The sequence below is a fragment of the Kiloniella antarctica genome (assembly GCF_042682825.1).
Taxonomy (GTDB): domain Bacteria; phylum Pseudomonadota; class Alphaproteobacteria; order Kiloniellales; family Kiloniellaceae; genus Kiloniella; species Kiloniella antarctica.
Genome location: NZ_JBHUII010000001.1, coordinates 454,108 through 479,382, shown reverse-complemented (window position 1 = coordinate 479,382; position 25,275 = coordinate 454,108). Strand labels below are relative to the sequence as shown.

General features: G+C 44.6%; 28 protein-coding genes and 1 tRNA gene. 15 read left to right on the top strand and 14 right to left on the bottom strand.

The window, feature by feature from the left end; translation table 11 throughout:
* Positions 1-38: 38 nt before the first annotated feature.
* The 7 genes from ACFSKO_RS02280 to ACFSKO_RS02250 all read right to left on the bottom strand — a co-directional run bounded on the left by ACFSKO_RS02280 (position 39) and on the right by ACFSKO_RS02250 (position 6,121).
* Positions 39-602, bottom strand: coding sequence for a cob(I)yrinic acid a,c-diamide adenosyltransferase (locus ACFSKO_RS02280; RefSeq protein ID WP_380247984.1), 564 nt, complete (start codon positions 600-602; stop codon positions 39-41).
* Positions 603-754: 152 nt separating this feature from the next.
* The gene (locus tag ACFSKO_RS02275) at positions 755-952 is read right to left on the bottom strand and encodes a twin transmembrane helix small protein (protein ID WP_380247982.1); all 198 of its coding nucleotides are present in this window, start codon (positions 950-952) and stop codon (positions 755-757) included.
* A gap of 171 nt (positions 953-1,123) precedes the next feature.
* Positions 1,124-1,978, bottom strand: coding sequence for an NUDIX hydrolase (locus ACFSKO_RS02270; protein WP_380247980.1), 855 nt, complete (start codon positions 1,976-1,978; stop codon positions 1,124-1,126).
* A gap of 155 nt (positions 1,979-2,133) precedes the next feature.
* Complete coding sequence (locus ACFSKO_RS02265; protein WP_380247978.1) at positions 2,134-2,739, bottom strand: YceI family protein; 606 nt, start codon at positions 2,737-2,739, stop codon at positions 2,134-2,136.
* A gap of 21 nt (positions 2,740-2,760) precedes the next feature.
* A complete protein-coding gene (locus ACFSKO_RS02260) occupies positions 2,761-3,342 on the bottom strand; it encodes a YceI family protein (RefSeq protein WP_380247976.1) in 582 nt (193 codons plus the stop codon).
* 24 nt (positions 3,343-3,366) lie between these two features.
* A complete protein-coding gene (locus tag ACFSKO_RS02255; RefSeq protein ID WP_380247973.1) occupies positions 3,367-3,927 on the bottom strand; it encodes a cytochrome b in 561 nt (186 codons plus the stop codon).
* Between the two features lie 163 nt (positions 3,928-4,090).
* Entirely contained in the window at positions 4,091-6,121 is a 2,031-nt protein-coding gene (locus ACFSKO_RS02250; protein WP_380247971.1) for a methylmalonyl-CoA mutase family protein, read from the bottom strand.
* Between the two features lie 213 nt (positions 6,122-6,334).
* Between ACFSKO_RS02250 and ccrA the strand changes: the two genes are divergently transcribed.
* A complete protein-coding gene (ccrA, locus tag ACFSKO_RS02245) occupies positions 6,335-7,618 on the top strand; it encodes a crotonyl-CoA carboxylase/reductase (protein WP_380247969.1) in 1,284 nt (427 codons plus the stop codon).
* A gap of 136 nt (positions 7,619-7,754) precedes the next feature.
* The gene (locus ACFSKO_RS02240; RefSeq protein ID WP_380247967.1) at positions 7,755-9,416 is read left to right on the top strand and encodes an acyl-CoA dehydrogenase family protein; all 1,662 of its coding nucleotides are present in this window, start codon (positions 7,755-7,757) and stop codon (positions 9,414-9,416) included.
* Between the two features lie 5 nt (positions 9,417-9,421).
* Here ACFSKO_RS02240 and gluQRS read toward each other — a convergent pair whose 3' ends face one another.
* Complete coding sequence (gluQRS, locus tag ACFSKO_RS02235; protein ID WP_380247965.1) at positions 9,422-10,285, bottom strand: tRNA glutamyl-Q(34) synthetase GluQRS; 864 nt, start codon at positions 10,283-10,285, stop codon at positions 9,422-9,424.
* A 39-nt stretch (positions 10,286-10,324) separates the two neighbouring features.
* Between gluQRS and ACFSKO_RS02230 the strand changes: the two genes are divergently transcribed.
* The 3 genes from ACFSKO_RS02230 to ACFSKO_RS02220 all read left to right on the top strand — a co-directional run bounded on the left by ACFSKO_RS02230 (position 10,325) and on the right by ACFSKO_RS02220 (position 12,579).
* A complete protein-coding gene (locus ACFSKO_RS02230; protein ID WP_380247963.1) occupies positions 10,325-10,954 on the top strand; it encodes a DNA-3-methyladenine glycosylase family protein in 630 nt (209 codons plus the stop codon).
* 125 nt (positions 10,955-11,079) lie between these two features.
* A complete protein-coding gene (locus ACFSKO_RS02225; RefSeq protein WP_380247960.1) occupies positions 11,080-11,757 on the top strand; it encodes an alpha/beta hydrolase in 678 nt (225 codons plus the stop codon).
* Positions 11,758-11,997: 240 nt separating this feature from the next.
* The gene (locus ACFSKO_RS02220; protein WP_417456999.1) at positions 11,998-12,579 is read left to right on the top strand and encodes an HNH endonuclease; all 582 of its coding nucleotides are present in this window, start codon (positions 11,998-12,000) and stop codon (positions 12,577-12,579) included.
* A 72-nt stretch (positions 12,580-12,651) separates the two neighbouring features.
* On the opposite strand, the gene ACFSKO_RS02215 is transcribed toward ACFSKO_RS02220, so the two are convergent.
* From ACFSKO_RS02215 to ACFSKO_RS02205, 3 genes are all read right to left on the bottom strand, one after another.
* Positions 12,652-13,155 carry a disulfide bond formation protein B gene (locus tag ACFSKO_RS02215; RefSeq protein WP_380247958.1) on the bottom strand — a complete coding sequence of 168 codons (504 nt, stop codon included), beginning with the start codon at positions 13,153-13,155 and terminating at the stop codon, positions 12,652-12,654.
* A 34-nt stretch (positions 13,156-13,189) separates the two neighbouring features.
* Positions 13,190-13,771 (bottom strand): YqaA family protein, encoded by a 582-nt coding sequence (locus ACFSKO_RS02210; RefSeq protein WP_380247955.1) that lies wholly within the window; start codon positions 13,769-13,771, stop codon positions 13,190-13,192.
* A 126-nt stretch (positions 13,772-13,897) separates the two neighbouring features.
* Positions 13,898-14,401, bottom strand: coding sequence for a cold-shock protein (locus ACFSKO_RS02205; protein ID WP_380247953.1), 504 nt, complete (start codon positions 14,399-14,401; stop codon positions 13,898-13,900).
* A 319-nt stretch (positions 14,402-14,720) separates the two neighbouring features.
* Here ACFSKO_RS02205 and ACFSKO_RS02200 point away from each other — a divergent pair.
* Together ACFSKO_RS02200 and ACFSKO_RS02195 are read left to right on the top strand one after the other, a co-directional pair.
* Positions 14,721-14,805, top strand: a tRNA-Leu gene (locus ACFSKO_RS02200).
* Positions 14,806-14,945: 140 nt separating this feature from the next.
* Positions 14,946-15,404, top strand: a complete 459-nt coding sequence (locus ACFSKO_RS02195) for a hypothetical protein (protein WP_380247950.1) — start codon at positions 14,946-14,948, stop codon at positions 15,402-15,404.
* A gap of 19 nt (positions 15,405-15,423) precedes the next feature.
* Here the strand turns inward: ACFSKO_RS02195 and ACFSKO_RS02190 are convergent, their stop codons facing one another.
* Complete coding sequence (locus tag ACFSKO_RS02190; protein ID WP_380247948.1) at positions 15,424-16,344, bottom strand: LysR family transcriptional regulator; 921 nt, start codon at positions 16,342-16,344, stop codon at positions 15,424-15,426.
* Between the two features lie 106 nt (positions 16,345-16,450).
* Between ACFSKO_RS02190 and ACFSKO_RS02185 the strand changes: the two genes are divergently transcribed.
* Both ACFSKO_RS02185 and ACFSKO_RS02180 read left to right on the top strand, forming a co-directional pair.
* A complete protein-coding gene (locus ACFSKO_RS02185) occupies positions 16,451-16,864 on the top strand; it encodes a VOC family protein (protein WP_380247946.1) in 414 nt (137 codons plus the stop codon).
* A complete protein-coding gene (locus ACFSKO_RS02180) occupies positions 16,861-17,796 on the top strand; it encodes a 2-hydroxyacid dehydrogenase (RefSeq protein ID WP_380247944.1) in 936 nt (311 codons plus the stop codon). Before ACFSKO_RS02185 ends, ACFSKO_RS02180 begins: the two co-directional genes overlap by 4 nt.
* A gap of 1 nt (position 17,797) precedes the next feature.
* Here ACFSKO_RS02180 and ACFSKO_RS02175 read toward each other — a convergent pair whose 3' ends face one another.
* Positions 17,798-18,985 (bottom strand): BaiN/RdsA family NAD(P)/FAD-dependent oxidoreductase, encoded by a 1,188-nt coding sequence (locus tag ACFSKO_RS02175; RefSeq protein ID WP_380247941.1) that lies wholly within the window; start codon positions 18,983-18,985, stop codon positions 17,798-17,800.
* A gap of 293 nt (positions 18,986-19,278) precedes the next feature.
* Between ACFSKO_RS02175 and ACFSKO_RS02170 the strand changes: the two genes are divergently transcribed.
* The 4 genes from ACFSKO_RS02170 to ACFSKO_RS02155 all read left to right on the top strand — a co-directional run bounded on the left by ACFSKO_RS02170 (position 19,279) and on the right by ACFSKO_RS02155 (position 22,903).
* The gene (locus ACFSKO_RS02170) at positions 19,279-19,941 is read left to right on the top strand and encodes an NnrU family protein (RefSeq protein ID WP_380247939.1); all 663 of its coding nucleotides are present in this window, start codon (positions 19,279-19,281) and stop codon (positions 19,939-19,941) included.
* Between the two features lie 57 nt (positions 19,942-19,998).
* Entirely contained in the window at positions 19,999-20,691 is a 693-nt protein-coding gene (locus ACFSKO_RS02165; RefSeq protein WP_380247937.1) for a cyclic nucleotide-binding domain-containing protein, read from the top strand.
* 91 nt (positions 20,692-20,782) lie between these two features.
* The gene (locus tag ACFSKO_RS02160) at positions 20,783-21,127 is read left to right on the top strand and encodes an arsenate reductase (RefSeq protein ID WP_380247934.1); all 345 of its coding nucleotides are present in this window, start codon (positions 20,783-20,785) and stop codon (positions 21,125-21,127) included.
* 9 nt (positions 21,128-21,136) lie between these two features.
* Positions 21,137-22,903: an RsmB/NOP family class I SAM-dependent RNA methyltransferase gene (locus ACFSKO_RS02155; protein ID WP_380247932.1), complete on the top strand. Its 1,767-nt coding sequence runs from the start codon at positions 21,137-21,139 to the stop codon at positions 22,901-22,903.
* 36 nt (positions 22,904-22,939) lie between these two features.
* Here ACFSKO_RS02155 and ACFSKO_RS02150 read toward each other — a convergent pair whose 3' ends face one another.
* Complete coding sequence (locus ACFSKO_RS02150) at positions 22,940-23,374, bottom strand: DUF2846 domain-containing protein (RefSeq protein ID WP_380247930.1); 435 nt, start codon at positions 23,372-23,374, stop codon at positions 22,940-22,942.
* Positions 23,375-23,632: 258 nt separating this feature from the next.
* Here ACFSKO_RS02150 and ACFSKO_RS02145 point away from each other — a divergent pair, with 258 nt between their 5' ends.
* On the top strand, positions 23,633-24,064 hold the full coding sequence (locus ACFSKO_RS02145) for a MaoC family dehydratase (RefSeq protein WP_380247928.1): 432 nt from the start codon (positions 23,633-23,635) through the stop codon (positions 24,062-24,064).
* A gap of 197 nt (positions 24,065-24,261) precedes the next feature.
* Positions 24,262-25,266: a bifunctional riboflavin kinase/FAD synthetase gene (locus ACFSKO_RS02140; RefSeq protein ID WP_380247926.1), complete on the top strand. Its 1,005-nt coding sequence runs from the start codon at positions 24,262-24,264 to the stop codon at positions 25,264-25,266.
* Positions 25,267-25,275: the final 9 nt, after the last annotated feature.

Here is a 25,275-nt window from a genome sequence, read left to right as displayed (position 1 = left end):
ACACTGTCAATGATCGCCTAAAGAGTTTCTTTGAGTGATCATCGGTTTGCCCCGGGTATCCAGAGCACGTCCTGGGCGCCATTGTCATTCACGTGACGGGCCAGAACAAAAAACAAGTCAGAAAGACGGTTGATGTATCGTAGTCCTTCAGGGTTAATTTCTTCCACCTGCCCTAAAGCCGAAATCAGGCGCTCAGCACGTCGGGAGACTGTGCGAGCTTGGTGCAAGTAGGCGGCTGCTGCGGATCCGCCAGGCAGGATGAAAGATTTTAGCGGCGTTAAATTTGCGTTAATCTCATCAATTTCTCGCTCCAGCCTCTCAACCTGTTCTGCCGTAACCCGTAGAGGTGGGTATTTAGGGTTTTCTTCCTCAGGGCAGCAAAGGTCAGCGCCAAGATCAAAGAGGTCGTTCTGGATACGAGAAAGGATTTCGTCAACATTCTCTTCACTGTGTAATCTGACGAGGCCGGCAATTGCGTTGGTTTCGTCAACTGTACCGTAAGCTTCAACACGTAAGTCGTGTTTATCAACACGTTTTCCAGACCCCAAAGAGGTTTTACCTTTGTCGCCGCCCCGGGTATATATGCGTGTCAACTGAACCATAAAAGCGCACTCCGTCTAGCTGTTGCTAGCCTTCATCTTTGTCATGTTCGTAAATTACAATAGCAGGATAACCCATACATTAATGAAGGTTATATCACCGGAGCGACTGACTTTTGATGAATTTGGCTGAAAAGTATCTTGGTATCAAATTATCAGGCACTTTTGGCCCAAATGGCGATCATAAATATTACTAAGGCCACGCCTTGAGCAATAACACGATAACGCATAAAGCGGTTGGCATTTTTCATGTCATAATCGCCACCGCGTGCCATCGTAATCAATCCTGCAAAAAGGATAATCAAGACGGTGGCAAGAGAAAGCACAATCAGGATGTTAAGAAAGTTGTCCATATTTTAATGATCTCGAAAAATGAAGGCTGTACCAGTGTTTTTTTAAATGCTGCTGTGCATCATTGCGCATTCTCAAGCTCCTGAAAACGAGAAAATATACCTTTAAAGGTATGGGATGTTGTCTTGGACATAGTTCGGCCGGATTTGAGTTAAGGCAGGCACCGCTAAGATTCAGGTTTCTCGAAGATGCATTCCCTCTGCAAGAGCTACGTAATCCAGACAATCAGGTGTGATGTAGCCTTTACGGATTAATAAGTGAATAGTTGCGAGACTCACATTAAATTTAAAATCATCGGTGTGGGTGATGCGCTCTATTACTTGTTCAATGGGCCACAAATAAAATTCTTCTACTTCACCATCAGTATTTTGAGGGATGAAGTTTTCTGGCAGATAAAGATCGTAGGTGAAAAGGACGTCGTTTCGTAAGCCATCGTCTCTCTCACATCTATAAGAGATGAGACCCGTGGCTTTTGCCTGTCGTGCCAAATGTTCGGGGATGTTGGCTTCTTCAGCCGCTTCTTTGATTAAATTTTCCTGTATGCTTAGTCCAAAGGGGTGTCCGCCAGCCACGATGTGATCTAGCTTGCCAGGAGCATTGGGCTTGTCCATAGAGCGCTTGCCAACCCATACTTTTAAGCCCTGGTCACTTTCAACCAGACCATTTAGGTGAACACCGTACCCGCGAATCCCAAAGTATCCCGAGGCTCCTCTGTCCATTTTCATGACAGGCGCGTGTCCCCAATGATTGGTAATCGCGTAGTACTCTCCACGCCAACGTGGAATTGTCCCGGAATTTACGAGTTGTTTGATGACACTTTCAACGGCGCCTGTACGGTCTTCAAAGCTGGCAAGCTTATCTGAGAGCTTGAGGCATTTCTCTGTTGTTTCAAAAATACTCGGAAATTTGAGCAACTCGGTCGCAAAATCATGCGTTACATGGCCGTAAATTTTTGAGCCAATCATAAAAGGTTTATAATTTTCGGGGTGCCAGCGGTGACAAGTCTTTACTCTATCCAATAGTGCCACTGATTGCTCCTGTTATAATGTACATTTGTATGTTGTCTCGCAGAGATATCTTGAGGTGCCGAACAAAGTTCCGCAATTTCAAAATAAAGTATGAATATTTTTTTTTAGAAAAGATGACTATGGGAAGATAAAAGGATGCTCAATAGATGAGTATTTTATTTAAGGGTGGTATCTTCAATGGCATTCAAGTTGAAGGAGATGGTGATCTCGTCGTCAATGATGGAAAAACGAGATCCGACACCGAAATCTAACCTGTTTAACGAGATTTCACCTTGAAAATTAAGAGTTTTTTCTTCAAGGGAATTTTGCTTGTTAAATTTTGTCGTTAGTTCAACTTCCCGGGTTATGCCGTGCAGGGTTAGTAGGCCTTTAATTCGAATTTCAGATCCTTGGCGCCATTGGGTCGCGGTGCTTTGGAAAGATAACTGGGGATATCGCAAGCAGTCCAAAAAGGATGAGCTCTTCACTTTTGCAGCCAAATCTTGGTTGGGTACTTCTTGATCGAGCATTTCTACGGAACAAGTTTGAATGGAAATTTGGACATGATCATTGTTTGGCTTTTCAGGGTCTGAAAAAATTGTACCGCTGATGTCCTGGAATTGCCCGTTAAAGGTCGTGAGGCCTAGATATTGGCCTGTAAAAGTCGCCTCAGCTGTTTGAGGAGTAATGATGAAAAATGTCCCAGCGGCCTGCGCGTTAAAGGACAGGAAAAATAAACTAAACAGTATGAATTTTATTAAGTTTATTACCTTGTTTATCATAATGTTAGGATTCGAATTCGCTTATTTTACGAGACCTTCAACTGTAAAGGTAATCCGAACGTCCTCTCCTATCACTGCAGTGTCCAGCCACTGGCCAGATCCAATGCCATACTGTAGCCGAGAAATGTGGGTTCCACCAGTGGCTGTCAGATTGTTGTTGTCGACGGATGCAGAGAAAGGGAGGATCAATACTTTTGTGATGCCAAGCATTGTAAGGGTGCCATGGGCCACGAATTGATCACCTTGAATTTTTTCAAGATTCGAAGATTCAAAAATTGCTTTTGGATGGTTTGTCGTATCGAAAAAAGCAGGCGAGCGGATCAGTTTGTCACGATCATCAGAATGTGTGTTTACTGAGTTTGTGTCAATTTCAATTTTAATGTGGCTTGTGGCCAATGCGTTGGGGTGAAAAGCAATGTCTGCATTGTATTTTTCGAAGGTTCCAGTCACATCTGCTCCTGATTGGGTGGCGACAAATCCAATCTGGCTTTGCTGTGCATCTAACGCCCATACCTGAGCTGCATTGGCATGGGAACGGCCCAAGAATATGATGCCGAAGACAAGTAGAGCTGCGGATAAAAGGATGCGAAATATTGTGCTCATGTCAGTCTCATGTTTCAAAAAGAGTCAGTTCCGCGTCCTGCAAAATGGCAGCATACGAATTAAAACGAGGTCTTTGTTCAGGTAGTGATGTTTGAGTGCTGCGCTAATATGGACGACGATAAGCGCTGCAATCCCCCACCCTAAAATGAAATGGGAAGTGGAAAGCCAATCTGCAAACGATTTATTTAACATTCGTACACTTGGCAGGGTATAACTGTTAAAAAATACAATGGGGTATCCTGATGCCCAGGAATGAAAAATACCGATAATCGGTTGAGCAAGGACTGCTGTGTACAGGCTTATATGCATAGCACGAGCAATGTTTTTTTCTCGGTTGCTCATTGTATTGGGAAGAGGAGGAGAAGGAGGGGAAATCTGTCGCCATACAATTCTTATAATGATAAGAAATAAAAGAATTAACCCTAACGATTTGTGCAGGTTATAATACCAAATTTTTTCCAAACCCAAGGGAAGATTCTGCATCCACCAGCCAAGCGGGATGTGAGCCAGAATAAGGAGGGCTGTAGACCAGTGCAAAATTTTTGTAATCGATCCATAATTTTTAAGATCGTTTCTTAGTTGCATCTCATCTGCTTTCTCCGTTGGGAGGCATGTGTAACATAATAGGTGTGTTTCTTTATCTCTCAACCTTAGATAGGTGCGGTCGCCATCAGGTCACAGTCACAAATCAGTGATCTCAACATTCTTAAAGGCTTGTATGCCTGAAAAAAACAATTTTAGAACCACTTTAGGTCGTTGATTTGTGTATGTTTGACAATATATTTGTGATGTCTTCTAGTATGGATGTGAGGTCAAAATCTTTAGGGGTATAGATTGCAGCGACACCGATCTCTCTTAAGCTTATAGCATCTTCGGTGGGAATGATGCCGCCGACGACCACAGGAATATCCGATAATCCCGAGTCTGTTAGTCGTGACATGATTTCTTCTACAAGGGGAAGATGTGAACCTGAGAGTATGGAGAGGCCAATGACGTGGACGCCTTCTTCAAGCGCGGCATTGACGATTTGTGCCGGTGTTAGGCGTATGCCCTCATACACGACTTCAAACCCAGCTTCTTTTGCACGAACAGCAATCTGTTCTGCGCCATTAGAATGACCGTCCAGGCCCGGTTTTCCTACCAGCATTTTGGGTCTGCGGCCAAGAATTTTGGAAAGCAGGTTGAGCTCATTTTGAATTTTCTGGAGGGATTGGCGATCGCGTCCTTTTCCGGTGGCTTGGCCTACACCTGTTGGTGCTCGAAACTCTCCAAAGATATCCCGTAAAGTTTGGGACCACTCGCCTGTTGTTACGCCCGCATGGGCGCAGGCGATTGAGCTTGTCATAATGTTCTCCCCTTCTTGAGCGGCTATTTTAAGTTGGGTTAGTGCTTGATTAACAACCATCTCGTCTCGATGTTCTCGCCATGAATTTAATCGGTTAATTTGGTCTTGCTCAGCCTCGGGGTCAGCTTTTAAAAAGCCGTCACCTTCACCGGTTGTTAAAGGGGAAGGTTCAGTTTCTGTATATTTATTAACACCAACCACCGTTAGGTCGCCGCTTTCAATGTCCTGAAATCTTTTTGCACCGGCTTCGACCAACTTTCCTTTCATATAAGAGCTTTCGACTGCTGCAATGGCGCCGCCCATGTCTTCTATCCGGCCCAACTCTTCCCGCGCTTCATCCATTAAAGATTGAACTTTGTTTTCAATCTCGGTGGAGCCGTTAAATATATCGCCGTATTCCAAAATGTCTGATTCAAAAGCAAGGATTTGTTGCATGCGTAACGACCATTGTTGATCCCAGGATCGCGGTAGGCCCATTGCTTCATTCCAGGCCGGTAGTTGAACCGCCCGGGCGCGAGCGTCTTTTGAAAGAACGACAGCTAGCATTTCGAGTAAGATTCTATAAACGTTGTTTTCGGGTTGCTGCTCTGTAAGACCAAGTGAATTGACCTGCACGCCGTACCGAAATCGTCGATATTTTTCTTCTTCTACGCCGTAACGTTCACGACAAATTTCATCCCATAATCGGGTAAAAGCTCTCATTTTACAAAGCTCGGTAACAAAACGAACGCCTGCATTAACAAAGAACGAAATTCGACCAACAACCCGTGAAAAATCAGCTTCTGGAACCTGACCTGAAGCTTTAACCGAATCCAACACAGAGATAGCGGTCGCGAGAGCGTAGGCTAGTTCCTGAACGGGGGTCGCGCCTGCTTCTTGCAGGTGGTAGGAGCAAACGTTCATGGGGTTCCATTTAGGAACTTGGTTGTAGGTAAAGGAAATGACATCTGTAATCAGACGCATCGACTGTTTGGGAGGGAATATATAGGTGCCACGTGAAAGGTATTCTTTTATGAGGTCGTTTTGTGTTGTGCCGGATAAGGTCTCTCTGGAAATCCCCTGTTTTTCAGCGCAAGCAATATATAGGGCCAATAACCAGGGAGCGGTGGCATTGATGGTCATTGAGGTGTTCATTTGATCAAGCGGAATTTCGTGAAAAAGAGCTTCCATATCCCCTAAGTGAGAAATGGGAACGCCAACTTTTCCAACTTCTCCGCGAGAAAGAACGTGGTCCGAATCGTAGCCGGTTTGGGTTGGAAGATCGAAAGCAATCGAGAGCCCTGTCTGCCCCTTACTAAGATTTTTTTTATAGAGAATGTTGGATGTAGCAGCCGTAGAGTGCCCGGCATAGGTGCGAAACAACCAGGGACGATCAGGGTTTGTTTTTTTTGCTGCACTTGCGGTATGAGTATTGGTTTTTGGTTTTGTTGGCATTCCAATTTTCCCTATTTTTAATTTTATTGTCGTTTATTTGTTGTTATTAAGACATAAAATTACAGTATATTCCACTTTATCGTAAAAATATAATAATTGTGCATTGCAATATAATCAACTCCCGTTAAACTAATTTTGAGCAGTGATGAAGTTTTATCTCTCCGGGCGACAGGTAGACCACCAAAAGGTGGCATAAAATGGGGAAAGACTAAGATGAGTGGTACGGCAAAAATTGTGGACATCACCGTCCAACAGGAAAAAAAAGATCTATATGACATTGGTGAAATTCCACCTCTTGGTCATGTTCCAAAGCAAATGTATGCATGGGCTATAAGACGAGAACGTCATGGTGAGCCAGAACAGGCCATGCAGGTCGAAGTGGTTGATGTTCCTAAATTGGAAAATAATGAAGTTTTGGTTTTGGTTATGGCCGCAGGCGTCAACTATAATGGTGTTTGGGCCGGACTTGGTAAGCCAATTTCAGTTTTTGATGTTCATAATGAACCTTATCATATCGCGGGTTCAGATGCCTCTGGCATCGTTTGGGCGGTTGGCTCTAAGGTAACTCGTTGGAAAATCGGCGATGAAGTTGTCGTCCACTGTAATCAGGATGACGGGGACGATGAAGAGTGTAATGGCGGCGATCCAATGTTTTCCCCTTCCCAGCGTATTTGGGGTTATGAAACGCCTGATGGTTCGTTTGCTCAATTTACACGTGTCCAGTCCCAGCAACTTATGCACCGTCCCCGTCACCTGACATGGGAAGAATCAGCCTGCTATATTCTGACGATGGCAACGGCTTATCGGATGCTGTTTGGGCACCGCCCTCATATTTTGCGTCCCGGCCATAATGTTTTGGTTTGGGGGGCTTCGGGTGGACTGGGCTCTATGGCTATTCAACTGATCGCGACGGCCGGTGCTAACGCAATAGGTGTGATTTCTGATGAAACAAAGCGTGATTTTGTTCTCTCTCTTGGCGCAAAGGGTGTTATCAATCGCAAAGATTTTGATTGCTGGGGACGCTTGCCAGAGGTCGATGACGTCGAAGGCTACAAAGATTATATGAAAGAAGTTCGCAAATTTGGTAAGGCAATTTGGGATGTAACTGGAAAAGGCAATGATGTAGATTTTGTCTTTGAACACCCGGGTGAACAAACATTCCCAGTAAGTTGTAATATTGTTAAACGAGGTGGAATGGTAGTGTTTTGTGCTGGGACAACCGGATTTAACCTTACCTTTGATGCAAGATTTGTGTGGATGCGCCAGAAACGAATTCAGGGCAGCCATTTTGCCAATTTAAAACAAGCGTCACAAGCTAATCAGTTGGTGATTGAACAGCGCATCGATCCCTGTATGTCTGAAGTTTTCTCGTGGGATGATATTCCAAGAGCACATACCAAAATGCTGAATAATCAGCACAAACCTGGAAATATGGCTGTGTTGGTTCAATCGAAGAGGCCAGGATTGCGTACTTTAGAAGACGTCATTGAGGCATAGGTTTTTCCCTGTTGCTGATAGGAACGGTGTTTAATAAGTGATCTATCTGTCTTCAAATTTTGAGGCTATGTATGCTTATTTGTAACGGTTTTCTTATCAGCTTCTAATATATTTAACATACTCAAAGGCGATAAGCATGTCTGAAGATGCAGGGCTGTTTTCTAAGTGTGATAAAGCGATCAAGGCGGCTGGTGCCTTGTTGGAAAAAGCGCGTCTATCCGTGATTGTGCTCGTCTGCGATGGTGGTGACCGGATAAATGCGACGTTACTCGAAGAGCAACAGTTGGCGGCGCATGGTTATGCGTGGTTGGCTACTTACGTCTCCGCGTTGGAAAATATGCTTATTTGGGGGCGTAGGCTTCAAGGGGAAAATGCCTTCGGAGAAACAGAAAGCCTAATTTTACGCATCGCTTTTGGCGAATATCTTTCTCAAATGAGCGGTGGGATCGCTTTGAGTCAGGTGGAGATTGTCCGTCCAAGTGATCTTGGTTTGGATGCTGACGCGGTGTTCGAGTTCCAAAACGATGCTGTCTTGGCACTGATCAGTGAGGGAAATACCACAGAAAATAGAAAGCATCTCGCAGCTTGTTTGGTAAATAGTTTGGAGACACGTAATTTTGGTGCTCTGGGCCTAGGTGACGAAACTCTTGAGATGGTGCGTGATCAATTTCAAAGGTTTGCCGATGATCATGCAGACCAAGCGCATGACTGGCATTTGAAGGATGAGTTGATTCCAATCGAAGTTGTTGAACAACTGGCGGAGCTTGGTATTTTTGGGCTAACTGTTCCTGAAGAATATGGCGGTCTTGGCATGGGTAAAGCAGCCATGTGTGTTGTGACGGAAGAGCTGTCGCGTGGATACATTGGCTTGGGATCGCTGGGAACACGTTCTGAAATAGCGGCAGAGTTGATCCGTCTTGGTGGTACGAAAGAGCAAAAGCAGCAATGGTTACCGCGAATTTCTATAGGTGAAATATTGCCAACTGCCGTCTTTACCGAACCCAATACGGGGTCCGATTTAGGTTCTCTAAAAACGCGGGCTGTTAAAGAAGGCGATATTTACAGGATAACTGGCAATAAAACGTGGATCACCCACGCGGCTCGTAGTGATATTATGACACTGTTGGTACGAACGAACCCTGATGAGCCTGGTTATAAAGGGTTGTCGATGTTCATTGCGGAGAAGCCTAGAGGTACAGATGATGATGATTTTCCGGCGGAGGGCATGAGTGGTAGCGAAATTAAGGTACTCGGCTATCGTGGTATGAAGGAGTATGAGTTAGGTTTTGATGGCTTTGCCGTTAAGGCTGAAAACCTACTCGGAGCAGAAGAAGGGCAAGGCTTCAAACAGTTGATGGCAACGTTTGAATCTGCACGTATTCAAACGGCAGCACGTGCAGTTGGTGTGGCTCAGTGTGCCTTGGAGCTGGGGATGAGATATGCACAAGACCGTATCCAGTTCGGAAAGCCGCTCTATAGTTTCCCTCGAGTCTTTGGCAAACTTGTTTGGATGACGGTTGAAACCATGGTGGCGCGTCAGCTCACATATGCCGCTGCAAGGGAAAAGGATTCAGATCGAAGATGTGATATCGAGGCGGGTATGGCGAAGTTATTGGGCGCACGTGTTGCGTGGTCAAATGCGGATAATGCCCTGCAAATTCATGGTGGAAATGGCTATGCAGAAGAATATAAGATCAGCCGGATTCTCTGCGATGCACGGATTTTGAATATCTTTGAAGGTGCTGCTGAGATTCAGGCTCAGGTTATCGCACGGGGACTTCTGTCTGGGAGAAATTGATTATGTTAAGGGCTCCAGTTTTTGAATCCAGCCATAGCAGTGACTTGTTTTGGATTCTGGCCACGTTCTCTGAGTTCTCGTAGAGCAAGTGCGTTGTGACGTTTGGCTAGGCGAGTGCCTGTGTCATCATAAATAAGATTGTGGTGGTGCCATGTTGGCACTGGCAGTACGAGTAGAGCTTGAAGTAACCGATGGATATGGGTTGCTTCAAAGAGGTCTTTGCCTCTGGTTATGTAATTGACCTCCTGGAGAGCATCGTCAACAGTTACAGCAAGGTGGTAGCTGGTGGCGATGTCTTTACGTGCAAGCACAACATCTCCAAAATCCTCTGGTGTTGCTTTGATTTGGCCAGCCGACACATCCCGCCAATACAACGGCCCAGTCAATTCAATGGATTTTTTCATGTCGAGTCTAAGGGCATAAGGATGGCCTTGGTCGATTTTTTCCTGCCGTTGGCCAAGAGGTATTTTTTTGCATGTACCCGGATATATCAGGCCATCTGGCCCATGGGGCGCCTTACCCGATTGTTTAATCTCGGCCTGAATTTCTTTTCTTGTACAAAAACAGGGGTAGAGCAGGTGTTGCTCATCAAGTTGATCAAGTGCTTTTTTGTAATCATTCATGTGTTGAGACTGAATTCTTACAGGCTCTTCCCATTTTATACCCAGCCAGCGGAGATCTTCGTAAATAGCGTCTTCAAAAGACTTGCGGCATCGAGTTGTGTCGATATCTTCTATGCGTAATAGAAGGCGTGCTTTGAGTTTTTGAGCCTGTGTTGCTGAAAAAAGTGCTGAATAGGCGTGCCCCAAGTGAAGGTATCCACTTGGGGAAGGGGCAAAGCGAAGTATTATTGGTTGTGCACTGATCATACCTGAAATGTGTAACGAGATAGAGGTAAATGTCCAGTTGTGAGTGATATAAAAATTCCAGACGAGAGTCTGCGTCCCGCACTAGAGGCATTGTCCATAAGAGATCCTGATGTTGCTCAAGCCTTCAAAGATTGTGGGTTGCCGCCTGTTCGTTCCCAAGAGCCTGGGTTCGATGGACTGATTCGAATGATTATTTCTCAGCAAGTATCTGTTCAATCTGCCCGAGCAATTTTGGCACGGTTAATTGGACAAGTAGACGAAATTACACCGGAAAATATCCTAGCTCTTGATGACGAAGGTATGAAGTTAGCCGGGCTAAGTCGACCTAAGCAACGTTACGCAAGAGGTTTGGCCGCGGATGTTCAAGATGGACGATTAAACCTTGATCGGCTTCCTGACCTGCCAGATGACGAAGTAATTGAGCAACTGATCCAGGTGAAGGGGATTGGTCGTTGGACGTGTGAGGTTTATCTTTTGTTTGCGTTACAACGGCAAGATGTAATGCCCGCGGCTGATCTGGCATTGCAAGAAGGGATGAGGCTCATCAAGGGGTTGGACGCACGCCCTAGTCCTAAGGAAATGTACACGTTGTCTGAAGGCTGGCGCCCCTATCGAAGTGCTGCCGCGCGGTTTTTATGGCACTATTATCATCATACGGGAATTGCGTGAGAATCCCAATTATGAGGCATGGTTGTGTCTTTTCTTGATCATTTATTAACCAATTGGCTAAAATTAGTGACCCGGCAGAAAAAATCGTGTAAAGGTAAATAGTTATACATGGGGGGCATGGATAAATGTCAGTAGAAGCTTTATCTGGACCACGTCACGAGCCTAGCTCGGGTGGCCCAGCAAAAGAATTAATAGTTATGTTACATGGTCTGGGTGCGGATGGTCAGGACCTGATCGGCCTTGCGCCTTACTTTGCCAAAGCCCTTCCTAATGCTGCAATTGTTTCTCCGAACGCGCATCAGCCTTGTGATATGGCGCCTATGGGGCGTCAATGGTTCAGTTTGCAGAGTCGGGATCAGGATCTCATTCTTGATGGGGTTCGAAAGGCCACACCGATTATTGATGATTATATTGCGAAAGAAATGGCGCATTATAATCTTTCGGCAGATAGAGTGCTGGTGATGGGTTTTTCTCAGGGAGCTATGATGACATACCATCTAGGTTTTCGACAGAAGAACCCCTTTGCAGGCATGATGTGTTATTCAGGCATGCTTGTAGCGTCTGATCTCTTAAATGATGAGTTAACCAGTAAAAGCCCTGTTTTGGCAATTCACGGTGATGCTGACGAGGTTGTTCCTTCAGAGGCGTTGCCAGCTGCGGTCAAAGTTATGACAGAGCATGAAATTCCAGTTTATCAACAAATGATTTCACAACTGGGACATGGCATTGACGAAAATGGCATTAAAATGGGTGTTGGCTTTGCGTTAGAAACTTTAGGCTATAACCCAAGTGATGGTGATTAGAGTTTCTTTATAGGGCATTTATTTTTGGATAAAGGTTGTTTCTCAATTTCAGAGAGCGGCCTTTTTTTCATTCAGAATCAATAAAACTTGGTTGTGTAAAAGTTACAGTTCAGCCTAAATTTTGTGTTTCTTTTATTACGTGCGTACAAAATGTTGTATGCTATACGCATATTCATTATTTATAAGTAATAATAATCGTATCGTTAAACCGAGGTGTATTTGAACCCACGGAGGTAAAACGTGGTTTCCTTTTCTGGTAATCCGGTGTTGGTCCTGAATGCGGATTTCAAGCCGATGAGTTATTTTCCTCTTTCACTTTTGTCTTGGCAGGATGCTGTCAAAGCAGTGTTTCTCGAACGTGTTCATATTGTATCTGAATATGATAAAGAAGTTCATTCCCCATCGTTTCGTATGCGCTTACCAAGTGTAGTTGCGCTAAAAGAATATGTTAACCTTGACCGACGGCCAGCGTTTACCCGCTTTAATGTCTTCTTGAGAGATAGTTTCTCTTGCCAATATTGTGGTGTACATGAACGGTCAGAAAATTTGACTTTCGATCATGTTTTGCCTCGGTGTCAGGGTGGGGGAACGTCATGGGAAAATATCGTGACGGCTTGCCAGCGATGCAATCTGGATAAAGGGGGACGGTCCCCTACAGAAGCCAGGATGCCTTTGATGGCTTGGCCCCGGTGTCCCAGTGTTCATGAACTAAACGCCAATGGAAAAGGCTATCCCCCTAATTACCTTCATGAGAGCTGGCGTGATTTTCTCTATTGGGATACGGAATTGGAAGGTGAAGCAAATGTTTCTTTATTGGAATAAAGAAACATTTGTGACCTAATTTCATGATCTAATTTCATGGCCAAATTTCATGGATTGAATTTACTGGACAAATTAACGAGACCTTTTTTGCCTTACAGTCCAAAAGCAAATTCCTGCGAGCATTAGAGATATCGGTACGTTGTAGCCGGCCATGGAAATGCCGAAAAGATCCCATGGTACAACGTCGCACCGGACCACAGGTTGATTTAAAAGCTGGTTGGCCAAATCATCAACAGAGAGGGAGAGGTCAAAGGCGTCGCCTTGGCATTCACTCGTGCCCTCCCACCACTGTTTCTCCACCCCGGCATGGAAGCCAGCGATAACTGCACCACCAAGAAATGACAGGCTACTAGCTCCAAGTGTAATACGTGCTAAAGGTGGGTTTTTTCTTAAAACCCAAGCCAAGAGGGCAAAGGCAGCTGCGACAACATAGGCCCAACGTTGGTACATACAAAGAACGCAAGGGTAGAGGCCGCCGATATATTGAAATGCCAAAGCTCCAGCCAAAACAAGCATGCTGGAGGCAATGGCCAGCAAGGCCATATACCCTGATCTAATTTTGGCGAATGTTTTCATTATGACGGCCATTTGGTTTCATTATGGAGGGAAGTTATAGAAGGTACTTCAAAGCGACAAAGCCCCCTACAAGAAGTATACAGAAAATTGTGGCAAGAATATTGAGATACTTTTCAATAAAAATTCGAATAGGTTGACCGAATTGCCATAATAAACCTGCAACGATGAAGAAACGCAAACCGCGTGCACCAACAGATGATATACTAAATATAGCAAAATTTAATTCGAAAAATCCTGATGCAATAGTTATCACCTTGTATGGAAAAGGCGTCACCCCTGCAATAAAGACAATCCATGCGCCCCAGTCATTATACTTGGAACGAAAACTGTCTAGGTACTCGGTTTTACCATAAAACTGAATTATTGGCTGACCAATACTGTCAAATAATAGTGCGCCTATTCCATAGCCAAACATACCGCCGAGCACTGAAGCTATCGTGGCAATCAATGCAATTTTCCAAGCTTGGTCTCTTGCTGCCAATACCATTGGGATAATAAGAATATCTGGTGGAATTGGAAAAACTGAACTCTCAATAAAGGCAATTAATGCGAGTGCGAGCAGCGCATGTGGGTGCGCGGCTAGGCTCATTGTCCAGTTGTAGAGACTACGAAACACTGTTTGCTTCCTTCTATAAATTAGGATGCGAAGAAAACAGGACATTGCAGCTCAGTCAAGCTTTGACCCTATATATTATTGGTAAGAATACAATTAACGAAAGTTTAGGGCTGCTTGTAAATGAATTTATTCAAGCATTTGAACAACTGTTGCCAGAGGGCCTTTGTCACCGTCCTCAGTTTCCATTTTTATTCGTTGATTTTGCGTGACTCTATAAATTCCTGATTTTTCAAGTATTCGAGCTGAAATAAAAATATCCCGGCTGCCATCATCGGGAGAGACAAAACCGTAACCTTTATCGGCATTGAAGAACTTTACAATACCTTCGATCGTCGGTTCACCGCTTTCACTTCCGGGAGGGGGAGGTGGCTCAGGCATAGATTGGACACTGTGGATTTGTTTGACTTGTAAGCCTTTGTCCCCATTCGTCAAATCGCAAAGAAGCTCTGCTCCTTCTGGCAGAGATCGATGTCCTGCGCGTTCTAGAACAGATATATGAAGAAAAGCATCGGGTAATTCATCGCCAGCTTGGACGAAGCCAAAACCCTTTGTGGCGTTGAACCACTTAACCCGAGCTTGAACATCGGGCATTTCACATTCAGGTTGATCTACTACACTGGTTTCCAACATGGCGCACGGTTACTCCGGACTGACCTTACTGTTGTACTCAAAGGTTTTCCTTAAAGAGGATTACCAACTAGCTATAGAGGGGACTTTTTTTTATTAGGGATCGACCACGTGGTAATTCATTTCCCCCAAGGAAGTGGCCGTTTAAATTTATAGTAACCTTAATTAAGGGTTAAGTTCTAGTGCAACGTTACTAAAGTATATAACAAAAAGCAAAAATTCATGTTTTGCGTGTAAAATTAAAGACTTCTTTTTGATTGGAAACTTTTTTGAAAAAGGAGTCTTGCTAAAGCTGCCTGCATGAGTAATATGCGCCCCAAGTGCCCCCGTGGTGGAATTGGTAGACGCGCGTGACTCAAAATCTCGTATCTTCGGATGTGCCTGTTCGAGTCAGGCCGGGGGCACCATTCTCTTTTCATTAAAATAGCCGTAGAAAAAGTGAATAGCTTCGCTTTTCGGATAGCTATTTCCAGTCAACCTGTTTTAATTCTCTCGCAATATTTTGGGAATAATTTCCCTTTGTTTCTGTGGTGTTGAGGAAATGGTGATGAGTAAACTGGATGCCATTCAAGCGCACGTTCTTGCTGAATTAGCTAAGGAGCAGGGGGAGCAACTCCGGTTCATGGCAAATTTGGATTTACGCTTGGTATTTGGCTATCTGACGGCACAGTTTATTCTTGTGGGTTGGATGACGGGCCAAGAGAATCTAGCTGTTCATATTTTTGGCGCGATTTTGTTGGTCAATACTTTGTTGTTTTCAGTCATTGTACTTTTAATTGTTCGGCATGGTCGGCGGCGCCATCAGGTTTCTCAGACTTCCAGAAATATCGATTCGGCTCTCCGACTTTACGAGCCTGGGTTCTATTTTGAAGGGCAAATCAAAAACCCAGATCGACAAAGAGAAACCAATCCTTTGTTATTGTACTGGCATCCAATTTATATATTTATTTGCTCCGTTGCCTTTGCTGGCGTGAACCTTCTTACATTTTTTGTTTATCTGGCTTAAGGGCAGTCTTTGCCAGACTTTATTTTGTTACGTTGGACTTTATCAGGTGTTGCCAGATAAAATCGATTGCGGTTTCTTTACCAGTCTCTCTTTTTCGCAATAAAACAACTTGGCGCATATAGTTAGGATTGGGAATCACGATCTTATCAAGTATAAGGCCTTCGGCCCAAGGAGCTGGCCAATCCGGAACTAACGCCAAACCGAGGCCTGAATTGACTAAAACTGCAATCGCCTCAAGCGCATCCAGTTCATAGAGTTCCTGTACCCGTAGTTTGTGATCATCCAAATAGGATTTTACGTAGCCTCCACCCCAGGAATTTTGGTCGTATCTGATAAAGGGGTGTTGCTGAAGTTGCTGGTGCAGGGCGTTGCTCAAGATATTATCTGTGAGATTTTTATTGTTTTTAGAGGGTATCCTCAGATATCCGTCGGCCGCAATAAGGCAAAGATTTTCTTGGTGAATTTCAGAGATTTTTATGTTTTTTGGGATGTGAAAAGGTGGTTTTGTGATGATAACAGCATCAAGTTCATCTGCGACTAATCTATTGTACAATTGAGCAGAAGTTCCTGGATGTAACTTGATTTCAAGTTCGTGGCCTGTGTCGTTGAGCGATTTAAGTGCCTTTGGAATCAGCCCTGTCATCGCAGTGGATATGGCGCCACATGCAATACGTCCTGAAATTCTGTCTTGATTTAAGGCGTCGACTAAATTTCGATGCTCTTTGATAACTTGTTTGGCATGCGGCAGTATTCGAAGAGCTGCTTCTGTCAAGCGGATGGTTTTTCCAGCTCTTATCGTGAGAGGCATTCCCAATAAAATTTCTAGGGATTTAAGCCGTTGGCTAATGGCTGCGGGCGTTAATCCTTGAACACGTGCGGCTTCTGCAATGGATCCGTTTTGGGAGACAGCCAGTAGACTTTCGAGAAATTGACTATTCAAAAGATAGATATCCTTTCGTTTGAAGCTAAATTAATACAGTAATTTTTATTTGTTGTCTGTGATAAAAAATCGCTGAATACAAAAATTTATATTGTTAGGAATCATAATGAAAAGCTTGTTTCATTTTGCATACAACGTTCGTGATTTAACTGCTTCTCGAAATTTTTATGGAAAAATTCTTGGCTGTAAGGAAGGGCGATCTACATCGACTTGGGTGGATTATGATTTCTTTGGTCATGAGATTTCGCTTCATATCGGAGAGCCTTTCAAGACAGAAATCACGGGGCAGGTCGGGGGTAATCTGGTTCCTATGCCTCACCTTGGTGTAATACTTGATTATAAAGATTGGCTTATTGTTGTTGAAAGGTTGAAGGACGCCGAAATTTCCTTTGTACTGGAGCCAAGTGTTCGTTTTGAGGGAGAACCCGGAGAACAATGGACAATGTTTTTTTATGATCCTTCTGGCAATCCCATTGAAATTAAGGGCTTTATGAATATGGATAGAGTGTTTGCGTCATGAGTATTATTTTACTGACGACTGTTCCGCGTGAAGAAGAAACAATGTGGCTTGATGCTCTGTGCACTTTGTTGCCGGGAGAGGATATTGTTCTCCCAGATCGGATCGAAGATAAAGAGGCGGTTGATCTCGCAATTGTTGCTAATCCACCACAAGGCGTTTTGCGTACCCTGCCTAACCTTAAGTGGATACAAAGCCTGTGGGCAGGGGTGGATGCTTTGTTGGGCGATTCAACGCTGCCAGAAGCAGTGCCGTTGGTGCGTCTCGTCGATCCCACATTAGCGAGGTCTATGGCAGAGGCCGTGGCAACGCACGTCCTAGCGCTACATCGTAACTTGCCAGTTTATGCGCGGCAGCAACAAAAATCTCTCTGGCTACAGCATGAATTGCCTTTGGCTTCAGAACGACATGTTGGCATTCTTGGCCTTGGTGAGATGGGGCTTGCTTCAGCAATACAACTTACTCGACTTGGCTTTAATGTTCGCGGCTGGAGCCGTTCTCTTAAGTCGCAAGAAGATGTTAAGTGTTTTTCTGGTGATGAAGGGCTTTCGCAATTTCTGCAAGGTCTGGATATAGTGGTGAATCTTTTACCGTTAACAGCTGAAACAAAAGGTATCTTATCGAAGTCTCTGTTTGATCAATTACCACAAGGGGCGAGCTTGATTAATTTTGGCCGGGGAGGTCATCAGGTTGAAGGCGATATACTTGAGGCTTTAACTCGCGGTCAACTTTCGCATGCTGTGCTCGATGTCTTTTCTCAAGAACCTTTACCTGAAGAAAATTTGCTTTGGCGACACCGTGGTGTCACCTTATTGCCGCATGTTGCGGCGCCAACAAATCCCAAAACGGCAGCTGATATCGTAACGCAAAATATTCAGCGATATAGGAGCTCAGGACTGATTCCCAAGGCAGTGGAAAGATCTGTCGGGTATTAGTTTATACTGCTTGTCCGGCTGCATGGCCTGATGCCCAAGCCCATTGAAAATTAAACCCGCCGAGGTGGCCGGTAACGTCGACGACTTCACCAATAAAGAAAAGGCCGGGACGGGTTTTACTTTCCATTGTTGTGGAGGAAAGGTCTTTGGTGTTGACCCCTCCCAAGGTAACTTCTGCCTTGGCGTAGCCTTCATTACCTGCTGGTGTGATGCTCCATTTGTGGATTCCTTCAGCTATAGCCCTTAGCTTATTACTTCCAAGGTCGGCGGGGGTCCGGTTTTGAGCTTTGCGTTCGACCCATTCTTGCGCAAATCGTTTGCTTAGAAATGGTGCAAGAACATTGGTCAGAGATTTCTTTTTGTTCTCTTCTGCGGTTAGTTCTGTTTCGATGTTCTGAGCGGGAAGTAAGTCGATGGTAAGCGTTTTTCCGGGCTCAAGATAAGAAGAAATTTGTAAAATTGCCGGGCCACTAAGGCCGCGATGTGTGAAAAGGAGGTTCTCTTTGAAGCTTTGTTTCTTGACCGAAGCAATACATTCTTGAGAGATTCCGCTCAGGGTTTTACAGAAATCCTTATCTTCCTGATTTAAAGTCAAAGGTACTAAGCCAGGTCTAATCGGTGTCATGGGAATATTAAATTGCTTGGCAATGCAATGGCCAAAATCTGTGGCGCCTATTTTAGGGATAGATAGCCCGCCAGTCGCAATAACCAAAGAGCTACAAGTCAACGTGCCAATACTGCTTTCGAGTGAAAAATTCTCGGGACCAGATTTGGGCGCAAGCCTACGAATATTTTGGACTGAAACAGGATTTTTAATTTCTACGCGTGCATCCCTGCATTCTGATAGCAACATATCAATGATTTCTTGTGCAGAATTATCACAAAAAAGCTGTCCGAGAGTCTTTTCATGATATTTGATTTTATGTTTTGCCATCAGATCAAGGAAATCGTTAGGTGTGTAACGTGCTAAAGCTGATTTGGGGAAGTGTTTGTTACCAGAAATAAAGTCGCTGGGGGTTGTGTGAATATTGGTGAAATTGCAGCGTCCACCTCCAGAGATCCGGATTTTCTCACAAAGTTTTGTCGCATGATCTAACACAAGAACCTTGCGACCTCGTTTACCCGCTTCAATGGCACACATTAGTCCCGCGGCGCCTGCTCCAATAACGATCACATTCCAGTCTTGCATAAACTCTCTCTTTAGTTTGGAGCCAGGTAAATATAAAAGTGTGAATATCTATGACGTGAATTCTTCAAGCCAATAAGGTGTTGCGATAGAGTTACAGGGTCATAACTGAATTTTGAATTGAGTCCAAGCATCTCGCGGAGCAGGGCTGATATGAAAACAATCTCTAACTTCATTTATTTGAGTAAAACACCTGACCTAACACAACAGTGGTTTATTGTATTGGGTGTGTAGTGTACCTGTGATCATATGAACAGGTCCCGCATAGTTAAGTTTCGTCGATTGAGGAGAGTAAGTTGGGGTTAATTTTTTTATGTGGAGGCTTGGCCTTTTTTTCGGCACTTCATCTGGCTACGGCAACTAAAGTTATCAGAAGGCCACTTGTGCAGTGTTTGGGTGAGTGGCCTTATAAAGGCATATTCGCGTTACTCTCTCTTGTCAGTTTTATGGCTGCGTTACATGGTTACGCGATGATGGATTATATTGAGTACTGGAAAGCTGATAAGTTACTGGTTCTTGTCCAAACCTTTGTTCTTATGCCTGTAGCTTTTGTTTTACTGATTAGTTCGTACGTCTCGAAGGGGACGAGGAGGCTTACCCGCCATCCGATGTTGACTGGAATGGCGCTTGCTTGTTTCGGGCATGTGTTTGTTAATGGAGATCTCGCGGGGATACTTTTGTTTGGGGGGCTTGGTGTATATTGTATCTTGGCAATGCTCTGGAGTGACATACAAGCTAAGATATCCCATGAAGACGCACGGGTTGAAGAGCGTGATTTTAAAGTTCTGACTCAAACATCTTACATGCCATCGTTCATCAGATTTAAGGTGTTGCCTCAAGACATTTTACCGAGGCTGGGTGTTCTTGGACCTGTCTTAGGGATTGTAATTTATGGATTGGTTTTGACTTATCACGGTCAGGTTATTGGCGTTTCGCCTCTTTCTTCTTTAATGGAATAGTTATTCGACCAAACTTTTATGCGCTCTTGCGATGTTTTCGTACATAGAGGTGATTAGATGGATTTGATTCGTGAAAGCTACTCCAATCTACCTGCGATATTTGTATTTATTGGGTTTCTCTTAACGTTTATTGCTTTTGTCATTAGTGATATTCTTTGGTTACGGATTTTTACTATTGTGGCTAAACTCGCTATGGCGGTTGCAGCGTTGTTACCTGAAAGTGGACCTATGTGGTTATCCTTCACTGGGAATATGTTGTTGATAACGGTAAATGTTGTTCATTCAGCTCTATTAATTTTAGAACGTCGTCGTTCAGCTCTATCCAATGAAGAGCAAGAGTTAAAAAACAAGGCGTTTCCTTCAATGGACCGTGTTTTTGTTAAACGCCTTTTTGCCGCTGCTACGTGGTATGATTTGGGAAAAGGCGATACTCTCCTTGTTGAAGGAGAGCGTCCGGATAAATTATTTCTTTTCTTACAAGGGCGTGCGTTTGTGTCAGTTAAGCATAAACGGATTGGAGAGATTGGACCGGGGCAGTTCGTCGGCGAAATGTCTTTTCTAACGAGACAAAGTGCTGGAGCGACGGTTGTGACGCGTGAGCTGTCTCGCTGTTTGGTATGGCAAAGAAATATTGTAGAAAAATTATCAAAAAAAGACCGTGATTTAGAAAAGATATTAACGGCTGCGATAGGTGTTGATCTTGCAGGAAAAATTTTTCTGCAAAATCAAAAAGCTGTTGGGATAGGTTAGAGATGCCATGTGCTTTGAAGAGAAGTTTCCTTGCTTTTTTTGTTAAGCAGTTTACCTAAGGGCGTGAAACTATAACCATGCGGCTAAATTCATGACTAAAATCTATGGCATTAAGAACTGTGATACCTGCCGAAAGGCATTGAAGACTTTCGTTAGCAAGGGTAAAGCACATAGCTATCATGATTTTCGTATAGACGGACTATCTGCAGAAAGCTTGGATAGTTGGATGAAATTTGTCGGGTGGGAGACGCTACTTAATCGACGAGGTACAACGTGGCGTAATCTTTCTGATGATATTAAAAATTCAGTAGATGAGAACTCAGCCCGCGCATTGATGCTCGAAAATCCTACGCTCATCAAACGGCCTGTTTTTGAGCTAGAGGATAAAGTCGTTGTTGGCTTTACAAAAAACGAACAAGCCTTGCTTGGACTTTAGGGAAACAGTGTGACTGATAATTCAGATAAAAAGCCATCCGGTAAATCCCAAAACCGGAAACCCCTAAGCGACAAGACTCCAAGCGGGGCCGAAAAGCAGCGTGCGCGCAAAGAGCGTTTTATTGCTGAAAAGCATAGTAAGAGCACGACGATTCCATCCCCGTCTAAGGCTGCAGATTCTAAGGCCACAAACAGGACCACACGGGGGCCTTCACGCGATGATCGCAGCTCCTATCGCGGACGCCCACCAACTGAAAGCGGGTATGGCAAGAAACTCCGTGAGGATATCCGAGACGATCAGAATTTGGGGGGTGACCAAGTCTATACAAAACGTTCTGATATTGAACCAGCCAAGGGCGGGGAACGATTAGCGCGCGGTGCGAAGCGTGTCGACCTGCCAATGGGGCGGTTGCTTTATCATGTTCTTGCCGTTTTAGACGAGGCGACAAGTTCAGATAGCCCGATAGATCGCGCGCTTGCGTCGCATTTTTCAAATATTAAGGGCCGTTTGACTGATCGTGATTACGCCCGTATTCGTGATATGGTCTGGGGTGTGGTTCGTCGTTATCGCCGTTTGTTGTGGTGGCTTGAAATCAAGGGGCAGACCCTTCAGATGAGAAAACTACTACTTGCAGATCTGGCACTTACCCATGGTAAAACCTTGCAGGATATTACTAATTTCTGTAAGGGCGGCGGAGGGTACCTTAAGCGCCTGACTGATTCTGAGGCGCGTGCTTTGAGCTCAATGGAAGGCAGTGACCTGACAGAAGGGACAATGCCAGAAGCTGTGCTTCTTGAATGTCCTTCCTGGGCAGAAGCGGGGTTGAGGGAAGTTTTTGGTGACCGTTTTGGTGTTGAGGTTGCAGCTCTTAATGATCCTTCTCAACTTGATATTCGGGTAAATCCTTTCAAAGGAAATCGTGAAGATATTATTCCCCGGTTGGAAAAAGCTGGATGTAAAGTCGAAGTCCTTGACTGGTTGCCACATGGTATCCGTATTCACGATCACTGTAAAAAGGCTCATTTACCATTTTACGAGCGCGGTGAATTCGAAATACAGGATGCAGGTTCTCAAGTTCTATCAGTTATGGTTGCTGTCGAGCCTGGTCAACGTGTTGTTGATTTTTGTGCGGGGGCTGGCGGGAAAACCCTGGCGATGGCGTCTGAGATGGATAACCGAGGCCAGCTTGTTGCTTGTGATGTTCACAATAAGCGTCTCGGTCGTGCTGCACAGCGACTTAAACGTGCGGGAGTCTTCAATGCCGAACGGAAAGTTCTGGAAAGCGAACGCGATCCCTGGGTCAAAAAGAATAAAGGTAAGTTCGACCGCGTATTGATTGATGCACCTTGCAGTGGGACAGGCTCCTGGAGGCGTGCTCCGGATTCAAAATGGCGGCGCGATGAGACTGATTTGGCAGAATTGGTCGCTCTTCAAGAAAGTATTCTAACTTCTGCTGCACGGCTTGTGAAGCCTGGTGGAAGATTGGTTTATGCGACTTGTTCATTATTGCCATGTGAAAATGAAGAACAGATTGCAGGCCTCTTGCGTTCTCGACCTGACTTCAAGTTGATTCCTATCAAACAGATTTGGGAAGCACAGATGCCGCTTTCTCCACCTGAATATCTTGATGATATGTTGCGTCTTACTCCTGCCAGAAACGGGTGTGATGGCTTCTTTGCAGCTGTTCTTGTTCGTGAAGAAGCTACGCCTGTTGTGACAAAATCGGCTGAGAGTTCCGAGCCCGCAGAATCTACGAGCACTGAAGCTTCTGAATAACAATTGATAAAAGCTGCTCGCCTGCTTTGATGAACATTAAGGAACGAGTAGCTTTTGACCTTTTAGGTCTTGCATTGCTTGCTTCGCGTCGACTTCATCAATTGAGAGGTAGGTTCGAATAACGGAAGTTGTCCCATAGGCTCTGATGTAGCGTGTTTCCCCCGGAGATAGGGACAGAGAAATCGAATTTTTTAAATCAGAAGATATTGAGATCTCGTATTCTCCTGGGCGGGCATCGCGATAAATAGCCTGATTCATGACCGCCTTTCCCACTGATTTACCATCGACGAGAAACTCAGGCTCTATTGCTGCAAGAAAGGGAACTTTTGAACGGTAGAAATAAATTCGAGCGCTGTTATCAGATGCGAGTGGCAGGCTTCCTGTGATCGGTCGAGCATTCTTGCTGGCCCCACAAGCAACCATGGTTGTGGCAAGAATGAAAACAAGAATAGCTCTCTTTAAAGTCGACACTTAAAATACCCTCCGATGCCTCTACCTCCATTGTAGAGATTTCAAGCTAGGATGCCAGTCACTCCGGTCATCCGGTTAAAAATTTATTTCAAAACTCTTGTCTCATGCTGCAATGCAAAATAATGCTTGTTTGCGAGTGCGAAGGGACGTATTTTGCGTAAAGTTACATTGTGCTGGTGTGTCGCGAAACAAAACAACAAAAATAACCTCGTCGTGGAGTGAAACACTGCTTCAACGCTGATTCTGGGAGAGACAAAAATGCAAAATCAACAGGGGTATTACCTAGAAGACTTACACGAAGGAATGGAAGCCTCCTTTGCGAAGACAGTGACCGAAGCTGATATTGTTCTTTTTGCAGGTATCTCTGGAGATACTAATCCTGTCCACATAAATGAAGAGGCCGCGCTGAATAGTGTGTTCGAGGGGCGTATTGCTCATGGGATGTTAACTGCGTCTTTTATCTCAGCTGTGCTTGGGACTAAATTGCCAGGGCCGGGTGCGATATATCTTTCTCAGTCACTTCGTTTTAAGGCGCCTGTGCGTATTGGTGATACAGTGACCGCAATCGTACGGGTGAAAGAAATTATAACAAAGAAGAAACGCGTTGTTCTCGAGACAAGTTGTCAGGTTTTGGGCAAGGATGTTTTGGAAGGTGAGGCCACTGTCATGGTTTCTTCAAAAGAGGCCTAGTACGTTTCTTGCCGCAATCTTTTTTGAAAAAATTGACTAGGCTGTTTTCAAGCGGCTTCTGACTCTGTATTCATAGCTTCTTCGGGTATTCATAACCTCTTGGGCGTGGACTTGATGTGACAGAAGTGTCTATATCATTAAGTTACGCTATGAACCGATTACCAATAACTTAAGTAGAAGTAAGGCCAGGTCAGGATATGGCAGTTTTTCATAATTTCACCAATCTGCCAGCGGACGCGAAGGGTGCTGTTGTTGCGATTGGTAACTTTGATGGTGTTCATCTAGGGCATCAAGCTGTTATAAGGCAAGCCAGTGAAATAGCTAAAGAACTTGGCGTGCCACTTGCCGTGCTGACTTTTGAACCACATCCGCGCTCATTATTCCAACCAGACCGACCTTGTTTTCGACTGACTCCAATGTTTGCTAAGGCACATGCTTTGGTAAAGGTTGGTGTGGATCATGTCTTTATTCAAGACTTTACTCTGGAGTTCGCAAAGCAGACCGCAGAATCTTTTGTTCTCGAAACACTTGTACGTGATCTTGGGGCTAAACACCTCGTAATCGGAGGTGATTTTTGCTTTGGTAAAGATCGCCAGGGAAATGCGAGACTCCTGGAAACTTTGGGCGAAAAGCATAGCTTTGGCGTAACCGCAGCAACTCTTGTGAAGGATAAAAGTAGTGAAGTCTTATCATCTTCGCGGATAAGAGATTACCTTCGCGATGGGAAGCCTGGTGCCGCGGCAAGAATATTAGGCCGTTATTGGGAAATTGATGGTGCGGTACAACATGGTTTTAAGCGTGGAAGAACAATCGGCTTTCCAACAGCAAATCTATCCATGGAAAACTATTTACACCCAAGCCTTGGCGTCTATGCTGTGCGTGTTGCAAAGGACGGTGTCGAAGGTTTTGGTCTGACCCATTGGTACAATGGTGTTGCGAACATTGGCAAACGTCCGACGTTGGATGGTGATCGCGTAAATCTTGAAGTATTTATCTTTGATTTTGATGAAGATATTTATGATATGGACCTTCGGGTGCAAATCGTAGAGTATCTGCGCCCTGAACAAAAATTTGATGGCCTTACGGCTTTAACCAATCAGATCGCGAAAGACAGTGAGCAAGCAAAAGAGCTTTTACTGAATTTGGATGATCACCCGATAGAATTTGTTGTGATGACAACAAGTGATGAACAAGCAAAATAGTAAGACGGA